Origin of the sequence: Pseudidiomarina woesei (assembly GCF_001418345.1) — a bacterium.
Lineage (GTDB): Bacteria > Pseudomonadota > Gammaproteobacteria > Enterobacterales > Alteromonadaceae > Pseudidiomarina > Pseudidiomarina woesei.
On sequence record NZ_LIPW01000003.1, the window covers coordinates 70,976 to 83,000 of the forward strand.

Annotated in this window: 13 protein-coding genes; 8 read left to right on the top strand and 5 right to left on the bottom strand. The window is 47.0% G+C overall.

The features are described 5' to 3' along the window. Window positions 1–2 precede the first annotated feature (2 nt). Window positions 3–698 (top strand): 2OG-Fe(II) oxygenase, encoded by a 696-nt coding sequence (locus ASC40_RS06140; RefSeq protein WP_055438911.1) that lies wholly within the window; start codon window positions 3–5, stop codon window positions 696–698. Here ASC40_RS06140 and ASC40_RS06145 read toward each other — a convergent pair. After that, complete coding sequence (locus ASC40_RS06145) at window positions 687–1,136, bottom strand: OsmC family protein (protein ID WP_055438912.1); 450 nt, start codon at window positions 1,134–1,136, stop codon at window positions 687–689. The two genes, ASC40_RS06140 and ASC40_RS06145, sit on opposite strands and share 12 nt — an antisense overlap. 94 nt (window positions 1,137–1,230) lie before the next feature. Here ASC40_RS06145 and ASC40_RS06150 point away from each other — a divergent pair, with 94 nt between their 5' ends. Next, window positions 1,231–2,910 (top strand): NAD-dependent malic enzyme, encoded by a 1,680-nt coding sequence (locus tag ASC40_RS06150; RefSeq protein ID WP_055438913.1) that lies wholly within the window; start codon window positions 1,231–1,233, stop codon window positions 2,908–2,910. Between the two features lie 68 nt (window positions 2,911–2,978). Then, on the top strand, window positions 2,979–3,974 hold the full coding sequence (locus tag ASC40_RS06155) for a hypothetical protein (RefSeq protein ID WP_055438914.1): 996 nt from the start codon (window positions 2,979–2,981) through the stop codon (window positions 3,972–3,974). A 2-nt stretch (window positions 3,975–3,976) separates the two neighbouring features. Here ASC40_RS06155 and ASC40_RS06160 read toward each other — a convergent pair whose 3' ends face one another. Continuing rightward, entirely contained in the window at window positions 3,977–5,185 is a 1,209-nt protein-coding gene (locus ASC40_RS06160; RefSeq protein ID WP_055438915.1) for an Nramp family divalent metal transporter, read from the bottom strand. 153 nt (window positions 5,186–5,338) lie between these two features. On the opposite strand from ASC40_RS06160, the gene ASC40_RS06165 reads away from it, so the two are divergent. Both ASC40_RS06165 and ASC40_RS06170 read left to right on the top strand, forming a co-directional pair. Beyond that, entirely contained in the window at window positions 5,339–6,199 is an 861-nt protein-coding gene (locus ASC40_RS06165; RefSeq protein ID WP_055438916.1) for a universal stress protein, read from the top strand. A gap of 2 nt (window positions 6,200–6,201) precedes the next feature. Further along, on the top strand, window positions 6,202–6,651 hold the full coding sequence (locus ASC40_RS06170) for a methylated-DNA--[protein]-cysteine S-methyltransferase (protein ID WP_055438917.1): 450 nt from the start codon (window positions 6,202–6,204) through the stop codon (window positions 6,649–6,651). A gap of 14 nt (window positions 6,652–6,665) precedes the next feature. On the opposite strand, the gene ASC40_RS06175 is transcribed toward ASC40_RS06170, so the two are convergent. Beyond that, window positions 6,666–7,187: a WYL domain-containing transcriptional regulator gene (locus ASC40_RS06175; protein ID WP_169782088.1), complete on the bottom strand. Its 522-nt coding sequence runs from the start codon at window positions 7,185–7,187 to the stop codon at window positions 6,666–6,668. 194 nt (window positions 7,188–7,381) lie between these two features. Here ASC40_RS06175 and ASC40_RS06180 point away from each other — a divergent pair, with 194 nt between their 5' ends. Genes ASC40_RS06180 through ASC40_RS06190 form a run of 3 tightly spaced genes read left to right on the top strand, consistent with a single transcriptional unit; the run spans window position 7,382 to window position 9,053 of the window. Beyond that, window positions 7,382–7,678, top strand: a complete 297-nt coding sequence (locus ASC40_RS06180; protein WP_055438919.1) for a hypothetical protein — start codon at window positions 7,382–7,384, stop codon at window positions 7,676–7,678. Window positions 7,679–7,701: 23 nt separating this feature from the next. After that, on the top strand, window positions 7,702–8,139 hold the full coding sequence (locus tag ASC40_RS06185; protein WP_082432479.1) for a DUF3667 domain-containing protein: 438 nt from the start codon (window positions 7,702–7,704) through the stop codon (window positions 8,137–8,139). Window positions 8,140–8,165: 26 nt separating this feature from the next. Continuing rightward, window positions 8,166–9,053, top strand: a complete 888-nt coding sequence (locus tag ASC40_RS06190; RefSeq protein ID WP_055438921.1) for a MaoC/PaaZ C-terminal domain-containing protein — start codon at window positions 8,166–8,168, stop codon at window positions 9,051–9,053. Window positions 9,054–9,102: 49 nt separating this feature from the next. Here ASC40_RS06190 and ASC40_RS06195 read toward each other — a convergent pair whose 3' ends face one another. Together ASC40_RS06195 and ASC40_RS06200 are read right to left on the bottom strand one after the other, a co-directional pair. Then, entirely contained in the window at window positions 9,103–9,300 is a 198-nt protein-coding gene (locus tag ASC40_RS06195) for a hypothetical protein (protein WP_055438922.1), read from the bottom strand. A gap of 158 nt (window positions 9,301–9,458) precedes the next feature. Continuing rightward, entirely contained in the window at window positions 9,459–11,984 is a 2,526-nt protein-coding gene (locus tag ASC40_RS06200; protein ID WP_055438923.1) for an acylase, read from the bottom strand. Window positions 11,985–12,025 lie beyond the last annotated feature (41 nt).

The following is a 12,025-nucleotide window of genomic DNA, read 5'->3' on the forward strand; positions in this document are numbered from 1 at the left end:
GTGTGAATAACGATTTTATTGAAATATACGACGACGCGCTGCCAGCTGATTTTTGCGACCGCTTTGTCGAGCTATTTGAACGTAGCCCTCATAAACAGGCGGGTCGCACTGGGGGTGGTGTCGATACCGAAAAGAAACTCAGTGAAGATTTATACTTAAACCAACATCAAGATTACACACGTGAACTACAAACTATATGTGACGTTACCACCAAGTATGCGCTGGAGTATTTTAAAAAGTACCATTTTGCCTTAATTGCGCCGGTCGCACTTAAGGTTAAGCACCCGAAAACCGGTGAGCCAGTAAATTTAACTCATGAAAACTTTAATGAAATTGCGACTGGAAATGAGCAAGCCTACATGCAATTGCTGTATCGGCTTGGCCCTATTCAGGCGCAAAAGTACTTAAAAAACCAGGGCAATTATAACTACTGGCACTGTGAGGTTTACCCCGAAAAAAACAGCGTTGAAGCATTACATCGCAGCCTATTATTTATGTTTTATTTAAATGACGTGGAAGACGGTGGCACCACTGATTTTTACTATCAAAACCGGAGTATTAAGCCCAAACGCGGACGCATGGTTATTGCGCCCGGCTATTTTACCCATACTCACCGAGGTACGGTGCCGAAATCCAACGATAAGTACATTCTAACCAGTTGGATTCTTATGAACTCCGGCAAGCAATTATTCGGGTGATTTGAGTACTTGCCCAGCTTCGTCCAATACGGTGACATCAACATGAATGCCGCTGCGGACACTTTGGGTAACTACGCAAAAGTTTTCAAATTGCTCTAACACACGGTCGAGCTTATCAATATGCTCGGCTGCTTGGCCTAAATTAAGCTCTACCTGCATCGCTGAAATACGCAAACGGCCGTCAACACGCTCCATATCTCCTTGCACTTTAGCGGTAACTTGGCCTGGGTCACCTTTGTATTTTCGTATTGCAAACATCAAGCTAGCAGCTAAGCAATTGGCTACTGCTGCAGCAAGCAATTGGCTTGGACCAGGCCCTTCACCATGGCCTACCGGTTCGTCCTCATCGGTAATAATTTGCCCAAACTCGCCAAAATCAACTTCGAATTTATAATGTTCGAGCAGTTTTAAATTCACCACAAAAGCCGGATTTTCCATGTCTTCCTCCGTTTAATCTGCAATAATATGCGGTTCATTCAATGAGCAATTGCCCTGACTCAATACGTTACACCAAGCGCAAGGAGAATGATTCATGAAGAATCCGCTGTATATTCCTTATGCAGGCCCTAATTTGCTAGAAACACCGCTGCTTAATAAAGGTAGCGCGTTTACCCGTGAAGAGCGAACTGCATTTAATTTAACCGGTTTGCTACCTCCTCGCTATGAAACGATTGAAGAGCAAGTGCAGCGCTGTTACATGCAGTATTCAAGTTTTGATACAGCTATCAATAAGCACATATACTTGCGCGCAATTCAGGACAATAACGAAACTTTATTTTATCGCTTATTACAGCAGCATCTTGAAGAAATGATGCCGATTATCTACACCCCTACCGTAGGCGATGCGTGCGAACAATTCTCTGATATATATCGTAGTTCACGCGGCTTATTTATCTCTTACGAAGACCGTGACCAAATGGACGACATATTGCGCAACGCGACGAAGCGCAAAGTGAAAGTGATTGTCGTTACCGACGGTGAGCGTATTTTGGGGCTTGGCGACCAAGGCATTGGCGGTATGGGCATTCCAATCGGCAAACTCAGCTTATATACCGCCTGTGGTGGTATTAGCCCAGCCTATACGTTGCCAGTTTGTTTAGATGTCGGTACGAATAACGAAAAGCTGTTAAACGACCCCATGTACATGGGCGCCCGCCACAAACGGATTAATCAAAACGAGTACAATGCTTTTGTTGATCGCTTTATGGTAGCAGTGCGCCGCCGGTGGCCAGAGGCAATGGTGCAGTTTGAAGATTTCGCGCAACCTAACGCAATGCCAATTTTACGCAAGTATCGTGATGACTACTGCTGCTTTAATGACGATATTCAGGGCACTGCTGCAGTAACCGTAGGAACCCTTTTGGCAGCATGTCGCAGCAAAGGCGCACAGTTAAAAGATCAAACGGTTGCTTTTGTTGGTGCTGGGTCTGCCGGTTGTGGTATTGCGGAGCAAATTATCCAGCAAATGGTCGCTGAAGGGCTTACCGATGAGCAGGCTCGGCGACAAATTTTCATGGTTGACCGATTTGGTCTACTTACCGAGGGCATGGCCGACTTGCGTGACTTTCAGCAAGCGTTAGCTCAGCCATTAAGCAACCTTTCGCATTGGCAGCACAGTGGCGATTACGCATCATTACTAGATGTTATGCATTGTGCCAAACCGGGAGTGCTAATTGGTGTTTCAGGCCAACCCGGGCTGTTTACTGAACAAGTGATTCGTGCCATGCAGCAATACACCGAACAGCCAATCATATTTCCTTTATCGAACCCTTCACGACAAATAGAAGCACACCCTGCGCATGTGGTTGAGTGGACCAACGGCAATGCCATTATTGCCACCGGCAGCCCATATGACGCGGTAAAATTTCAGGGGCAGGAATATCCCATTGCACAATGTAACAACAGCTACATTTTCCCCGGTATTGGGCTTGGTGTGATTGCAGTAAAAGCGCGAAGTATTTCCGATGAGATGTTAATGGCAGCAAGTAATACTTTAGCAGAGGCATCACCTCGTGTGCTCGGCGAGAGTAACCAATTACTTCCTGGCATTACCAACATTGCCGAATTGAGTAAAAAGATTGCTTTCAATGTCGCCAAAGTTGCTCAGCAGCAAGGGCTAGCTTTAGAGGTAAGCGACGAAACTTTACGGCAGCGAATCGATGCGAATTTCTGGAAGCCGGAGTACCGTCGCTATAAACGCGTTAGTATTTAACTTTTCTTAACTAGCCGAATTCGACTTTTCCTTGTATCTTCAATACATAACAGATGCAAGGAGGTCGAATGCGTTTGGCCATTGCACTGCTGCTACTGGCTGTTGTACCAACAGCCGCGGCACAGTCTCAAGAGTCACCACCGCCATCAAAGTCAAAGTCTGAAGAGTCGCAAGCCAAAACCGAGCGCGATGAAGCAGCAATGATTGACGACTTTCGTGCGGGCTTAACAAATTCGGTCAATGCAACTGCAGCTTGGCTTGACTCTTTCTTTGCCGACTCGGTTAATCCTGACGACTATGACACAGCTTCAGGCAGCCTGACGCTAACGCCCGAATGGGATGAACATGACGGCTTTGAGCTTGACTCAAGTTTTCGTGCCCGGGTTGTTTTTCCTCATGCAGAGCGCCGCTTCTCGGCCATTATTGGTCGCGCCGATTTCGATGACTTTATCAACGATACTCAACAAACGCGCCCTACCGTCATTCGACGCGATCAGTCTGACGAAGAATGGATGGTTGGGCTAGGCTTTGATCCCTACGTGCAAACGAATCATAGCCTATCTTTTGGCGCCGGTGTCCGTGGCGGCTTGAATATGGACCCCTACGTTCGTGCTCGCTATCGCTATGAAACCATTGTTGACGACAATGCCGAACTAAATGTGCAGTCAGTCGCTTTTTGGCGCGATAGCGATGGGTTTGGCGTTGCACAAACATTTGAATATGACACAGCTTTTTCGTCCAAATGGTTTGGCAAGTCATGGTTTCGAGGAACCTTCGCTGAGCGAACCGAGGGCGTGCGTTGGCAAGCCTCGCAAAAGTTATATTACATGTACCATCACGAACGTGCAGTGGGTGCTGATATTTGGTGGTACGGCGAAACAGAAAATCCTGTCCCCATGCGTGACTACGGCATTCGCGCACTTCACCGCAGCCGATTCAGCCGCGAGTGGTTATTTTTAGAGGGCTGGGTTGGTATGCACTGGCCACGTGATACGCTAGCCGATGAACGCCATTCACGTTGGATTGTTGGCATTGAAATAGAAATGCTATTTGGCGGTGATTAAGCTTATAACCAGCCTAAGCCAGCAGCAATACTCCTTCCCCCTAAGCCAATAGCGACAGCGCAAACTATACTGCCCAGAATATTTTGTCGAAGCGAATTTCGGTATTCGCCCAAATCGCGATGATTGCACACCCAAACTAGGAACAGAGCCATAACTGGCAACAACAAGCCGTTGGCTACCTGCGCAAACAATATGACCTCTATGGGCTTCAAACCTAACGAAGCAATCAGCACGCCAACACTCAATATGCTAAGCCATATAGCGCGAAACTTTTTGTCGTGTAAATTATTTGAATACCCTAGCACGCCGCTAAGCGCATAAGCCGAAGCCAAAGGCGCGGTGAGAGATGACGATAAACCTGCCGCAAATAAGCCGGTGGCCATAAACAGCGTGGCGCCATCACCAAACAAAGGTGTCATGGCTTTACCTAAATCAGCCGCGCTTTCTATGCTTATAGCTTGACCAAAAAAGGCCGCAGCCGCCGTTGCCACTATTGCCATCGAAATAAGCCCGCCCAATGGAATTGAGACATAAATATCCTGTCGAGCTTGCTGCAAGTCGTCTGCCGAGCGCCATTTCTGTGCACAACTAGACGCATGTAAAAACAAATTGTAAGGCACAACCGTAGTACCGATGAGAGCCACCACCATAAGCAGGCTTCCTGATGGAATAGACGGTACTAATAATCCGCTGAATAAATCCCCCCAATTTGGCTCGGTGAGAATAAAGGTCGCCAAAAAGGCAAGACTCATTAAAAGCACTAAACCAATTAATACGTTCTCAATGATTTTATAACTACCCTGCCAGAGCACGATCGCAGCTAAAACACCCAGAATAAGAGGTATCCATTGGCCATCAATGGGCAACAAATCGGCTAATCCCATGCGGGCACCACTAATATTTCCGCCCTGATACACACTATTGCCAATAATAACCGCAGCAAAAATCAGCGATACGACTAACCATCGAAGCCCTGGGTGAGCGATTGCTGCACGAATAATTTCACCGAGCCCTTTACCTGTAACAACGCCAAGTCGCGCCGCCATTTCTTGTAAAATCATGGTCGCTAGAACTGAAAACACCAATGCCCACAAGAGCGCATAACCGAAGTTAGCACCAGCTAACGACGCTGTAACCACAGTTCCTGGCCCGATAAATGCTGCCGCTACGAGGGCTGCGGGCCCCATGCTAAAGCGTGATTTCTGTTTCAAACTGCACCTTTTGAATTGTTTCGTTTTTATCAATATAAATAACTTGTTACTTGTTCGACTTCAAAGACACGAATGAACATGTCATTATCATTCAACAATCACAGCACAATCTGTTCAATACCAAAATAATGGGCCACAAGGAGAATAATAACAATGACAAATGTAGTTGCCTGTATTGATGGTTCACGTGCCACTGGTGCCGTATGCGACTACTCCGCATGGGCAAGCCTGCAAATGCAGGCACCGTTAATCTTATTGCACGTGCTAGACGAAGGCCGCTACCCAGTAGCCTCAGACATGACCGGCAATATAGGTTTGGGCAGTCGCGAAATATTGCTTGATGAACTTGCCGAACTAGACGCCAAACGCAACAAGCTCGCTCTACAGCAAGGGCATCATATGCTTGAAGCTACGCAAGTTCGCGCGCGAAAAGCCGGTGTCGAGCAGGTTACTATGCGCCAGCGTCATGGAGATTTAAGTGACACACTACTCATGCTGGAGCAAGACACACGGCTTTTTGTGTTAGGCATTCACGGTCAAGACAGCAGCGAACAAGAGCGTGAGTCACGCCATATTGGCAGTCACCTTGAAACCGTCATTCGCTCAGTTCACCGCCCCATTTTATTGACGCCCGAGCAATACCAAGCGCCGCAAAGCGTGCTGTTTGCCTATGACGGCAGTAAAACGACTGAGAAAGGCATCGATATGGTTGCCAAAAGCCCGCTGTTCAAAGGGCTACCAATTCATGTTGTTATGGTTGATGCAAACACCGAAGTGAATCAGCAACTGCTGCTTCAGGCACAAAAAACGCTAGAAAAAAATGGCCATGAAGTCACCGTTGCACTAATTACCGGCGACGTGGAGCCCGCTTTACATGAATACCAACACCAGCATCAACTGGATGTTTTGGTTATGGGTGCTTATGGTCATTCACGCATCCGCCAGTTTTTAGTTGGCAGCACCACAACTAGAATGATAAATAATAGCGAAACTCCAGTGCTGATATTGCGTTAATTATGTTTCAATCGAGCTTACAATCGCCTTTAGGCCCAGTCACAGCAACAAGCCAAGACGGTAAACATATTACCGACATCTCTTTTTGTGCTCCCTTTTGCCAACAAGCATGCGCAGTAACCGAACAAGCTGCGCAACAGCTTCTTGAATACTTTAATGGCGAGCGATGCACCTTTGATTTACCACTTGCCCCAACTGGAACTGCTTTTCAGCAACAAGTATGGCGGGCACTGCTGAGTGTTGCGTACGGCCATACCGCTAGTTACAGCGATATTGCACATATGATTGAAAACCCCAAAGGAGTGCGCGCCGTCGGTTTAGCAAACAGTCGCAACCCCATTGCGATTGTCATACCTTGCCACCGCGTTATTGGCGCGAACGGCACGCTTACAGGTTATGCTGGAGGGCTTGATAAAAAAGAATGGTTATTGCGGCACGAGCACGCCATATAACAGCTCACTTATAGTTATTTTTTGTGGCCATTATAACTGGCATGCATCCGACTAATGTGCCCTTCAATTTCATCGCGAAGTTGTTTGGGCTCTAAAACTTCTGCATGCTCACCACAGCTTAGTATCCACGCCACTAGTTCATTACTAATTACCACGCTAGCTTTAACAATAAAATGCTCGCTATTCGTTTCAACAACTTGTTGCGAATGTAGTGGGTTGTTGGTTAGCAAATTGGATAAACTTGCTGCACATTTTAGCTTCACCTCTGCGACAGCTCCGGTACGTGCGTGATCTGCCAAACTCAGAAATGGTAACTGCGGAGCGCTTTGCGCAATACTCCAGCCATAAGGCCTAGAGCGTTCGTCCGTGGTCAGCGGGAACACTTCTGAGAGCTCAATTAAATTGCGCTGTATGGTACGAACACTTACATCAATACCTTGCTCATAAAGGCGTTGTCTAAGCGTTTTTGCGTCAACTTTGTGCGGTTGTCGTGGCACATGACGTAACAACATTAAATATCTTAATACGCTCTGCACTGACTTGCTCCTTGTCATTTGTGTTAGCAGATAGCTTACCGCCAACTTGCGACATATCATGTCGCAGCAATTGTTTTTTGTAAAACAACCGCAAAATAACACTATGCCACATTGTATAGTGACAGCGCTAAAGCTTTACTTACAGCAGTAAAGCCATAAAACTTAAACAACACGACTCACAGGAGTATTTCGCTATGACTCGCAAATTCATTTTATTATCGGTATTCATCACCGCTACTTTTATTTTGACGCAGCCGGTGTTGGCGCAGTCACAATCTTCACAACAAGGGCAACAAACTGCTGAACAGGCCAAACAGGAAGCAGCTCAAAAGAAAGCAGAGCGTGATGCCTTGCGTGAAAAAATGAAAGCCGAAAAAGAAGCATTGCAAAAACAACGCAACGAACAAAATGAAAAATTAAAGGCCAAGTCATCGGATGAGAAGAAATCTAACGCAAAAACTGAAAAAAAGGACGATAATGGCGATAACTAACGCCCACTTTATGACAGGTTATCGTGGAACAATTAGCGTCACATGAGCAACAGTGTTTAAACTGTGAACAACCACTGCAAGGTGAATATTGTCACCATTGCGGACAACATCATCGGGTTTATGTGCGCAGTATATTCGCAGTACTTGGTGATTTAATGGGCGAACTGGGTCACTGGGACTCGCGCTTCTACCGAACCTTGCGGGGGCTGTTTTTACGTCCTGGGTTTCTTTCGCTTGAGTTTATGCGTGGCCGACACGCGTCTTACGTGCCGCCTTTGCGGCTCTATTTCTTCATCTCATTAATCGCTTTTATTATTTTTTCAGCGGCTATAGATAAGGGCATTGTTACCACTGAAGCGAATGCGACAGATGCCTTAAACTCGGATGCTGCCGTCGGAGTTGTGGTAGGGTTTGTTCAAGGACTCAGGCGGTATATACTTAGCGCTAATGTGGTTTTATAACCCGTATATTTAAGGATGAAAACGTAATGCACGTGGATACCCCAATCACGTTACCAAACCTTCCTGGCATGTTTGTACGTTCACTGTTTACCGTGGCGCGCAAAGATCAAGAGGCAGCAGAAGCGAATGTACTGAATGCTGAATTTAGTGCTCCGGCGTTTCCTGCTGAATTGGTACAACGCTATCACGATGCATTTGGCGGATTTATTAGCCCTCTTCCTCTTACGCTTATTTATTGCTTAGCGCAACGGGTGCATTTAGCGCAAATGCTTGGCGAACATTTTCCTTGGCCAGCGCCGGGCTTGGTTCATGTTAGCAACCGCATAGAGCAATTACAGCCGCTCGACCCCAATGAAGGCTTCCACTTAAAAGCCTCTATTCAAGTGCCAGCGCGCGGGCCAAAAGTATCACCGCGTCGTTTACGCCCAGTATTTACAGTTGAGTTTTGGCAGTCAGAACAACATGTCGCAACCTGTATCAGCGAATATCAGGTCATGCCTAAGCAGCCTGAGCGCTCTCGCAAACCCAAAGAAGCGAAAATCGTGGATGCCCCTGCTGGTGACTGGCAATGCATGAATAGCTGGCAATTAGATGCCCAGACCAGTCGCAGCTACGCACGGTTATCTGGTGACTTTAATCCAATCCACTTACACCCTTTATTGTCTCGGTGGTTTGGTTTTGAGCAACCCATTATTCATGGAATGTACATGTCCGCCAGAGCTCAGGCGGAGATTGAGCGCAGCATGAAACAGCCAATTACAGCCATTGATGTAACATTTAAGCGCCCAGTACCGTTACCAGCGAATGTATCACTATGGCACTGCCAAACAGACGAAAATACCAGCAAATACCAAGTGTGCGGCGCTGAAGACAACCTTCAGCGCCTTGAAGGGACAGTTACCTGGGCGGTTTAAGCCGCTCTATGCCCAATGAACCCAACGACCGCTGCCAGTCCGGTTACGGTTACGCGGTGGATTTTGAGGAATTGCTAAAAAAGCGGCGCCAGTATTCCCATGTCAGCCAAGGGTTCGAAGGCACAAAATTAAATTCACTGCCTTCGCCAATCACCAGAATATCGGTGCCTTTGGTCAGTTTCTCTCTAAGTTCATATGCAACTGTCACGCCACCAAGCTCCGTTCCAACCACGACAACTTTAGCCATAACGCCACCTGTATTGATTATTTTTTGAACCGTATAACTATGGTTGGCAGTTTGTATTTCGTAAGTAGCTAAAATAATATTTCGATATTAAATTGCTCTGAAGCAAAAAAACCTTCTCCAATTAGAGAAGGCTTTTAGAGGTTCATAGATAACTACTTTTAATTCAGCGAGTCTCCTGTCAGATTCAACGTCGTTACTGCATTTGCTTCAATATCGCTATTGTTAAAATGCAACGTTCGCAACTGTGGCTCAGAAGAATACAAAAGCGTTTGGTCAATGTAATGATCGGAACCAATGTTTGAGCTTTGCGAATAGGTTAATAGACCGTCTGCAACTGGTCCATCTTCGGTAAATTCCATCGCAAACATCCAGCTTGAACCATAGGTAATATGATACCCACCCGCTGCGGCACTCAAGTCGCTACCTGGCAGTAACGGGTAACGGTGACGGGGTAACACGGTACCGTCGTTGCCCATATTACTGCGAAATACATTGAAGCCGCCTTCCACATTGTGAGCACCACCCCAAGGTAATTTTTGCCCAGATGGCGTACCATCAGGTAGGCTACGTTCAACAAATTGCACACTACCTAAACTAGCTGCCGGATCTAATCCAGCGTTTGTAATGCGCTGTTGAGCGGTTGCCAATTGCTGCAACACAGTAGCATTTGCTGCAAGAGTATTTGGCGTGGTGGTTGGTTGCGATGCATCGTATGGGACCTGCCATTGCGGATTACGATTAAATTCAAAAGCAAATTCGCGGAACATCATGGCACCTTGACTATCAAGGTTCATGCGGCCATCCCACAAGCCTAAGGCGTTGCAAGCAGGAGTAATATCAACAGTACTGCCATCTGGCATGGTGACCGGTGTCGCGCCCTGCGCCTCACACTGGGCCATTAAATCAGCTAATACAGCTTCGCCCAAGAAGTTTCGGTTACCAATAAGACGATCAACTAAGTCTTCGCGCGTGAAACGACCGTCAACGGAGCCACCTTCGGTGAGCATTTTTTGCCCCATCCGTGACCGCAGTGATTGCTGATTCCCAACTGGCCCCCAAAGTGGTGAAACCCCACTAATTGGAGCTGCAGGGTTTGTTAACCAAAAGCTGTCGTTCGAGTTCTGCACAAAGTCAGTGCGTTCAAGCTGCGGCGCCTGTTCAAATGGCACGGTACCTTGCGGCATATAAAGGCTATCATCGCCTGGGAAAATAAATAACCCGGCTTGTTGTGTCAGTGCCTGATAAAGCGGATTCGCGCCCCACGCTGCTAATGCTTCAGGCACTATATTTGGTACTGACGAGCCATCGGTAAAGAACGCTTGACCATTTTTATCAACCGCCATCGCGTTGTTAAATACCGTGCCGGTATAGTCCACAAAGGTTTGCTTATATTCCTCAATGCTTGATGCCATATTCATACCCAACCAATGGTCAAACAAGTCGTAGTTTGGCAGGTTTGCGTCATGCAAGGCATAAGCAACGGCTTGTCCAGTTTGATCGGTTCCCCAGGGTAGTGCATTTGGAATGACAATAACTGGCCCAAACTCGCTGTAATAACTAGTTTTGCGCAGCGTCATACTACTTTCCGCCCCAGTCGCCACCTGAATCTCGTGAGTTTGGGTGGTCATAGGTACACTTTCACCGTCGAGCATATAGCTGGTGCCGCTTGCGTCATTTGGGTCTAGGGTTAAGCGATGAATAGTAAAGCGCGATGCAGTAGAAAACGTATGCGTCCACGCCACGTTTTCATTAAAACCAATATTGATAATACCTGGCATTCCCGATAACGAACCGCCGACAACTTTTAAATGTCCCGGCACTTCAATACCAAACTGCCAAAAACGCTGATTACCTGTATGTGGGAAATGCGGGTTAGCAATAAGCATGCCTTTTTCTGAAGCACTAAGCTCGCTACCAATAGCCCATCCGTTTGAACCAGCTTCAGTTGGATTGGTGTCTGGAATACCCACGGTCTCGGGGTCAAAGGCTAAGCTAACCGGTTGGCCATCAACCGATGTCACAAAGCTTTGATTGCTTGGTACCGCCAGGAATAACGGACCGGTAAAATTAGCCGCACCTGGCAACAAAGCAACGCCTTGCGCATAGGTCATTAGATCAATTGGAGTAATATCACGTACCCAAGGTTGCCCTGCACAGGTTGGATCCATGTCGGCTAATGCGGTTTCATTAATATACTTGTTATAACCTGCTGCATAACCTGTCATCAACGCTTGCGCATGCTCACTAATTTGGCTGAAGCCAGCTTCAGCGTTGGCCCGAATACCTAAGGTTAAAAAGCCAAAATCGGTCAGTAAGTTCTCTGAGTCACCAGAACCTGGCACCGCATCAGGGCCAAAAAAGCGCGCGCGCTGCGAATTAAACTTCACAATTTGGTCGGCTAGAATACACAGGTTATCTTGGGCAAAAGCGAAACCAACGCCAAAGCCTAAGCTTTCCATATTGTCGGCTTTCACATATGGCACGCCGTAGTCAGTCCAAGTCACATCTGCATCTAAGTTACCACTTGGTGCAAACGCAACTAACCCTGTCGGCTCTGTAGGTGGCGGGGTTCCCGTGGTAGGCGGCGGTGCATCGTCCGAGCCGCCACAGCCTGTCACGGCAAAAATACTGCCAGTAAGCACCAACGCCGCCAACGACGTACGCTTAAAGTTGTTCTTTTTCATATGCATACCTAATTGTTGTTCGAATTATGTTAGCAGAGTAT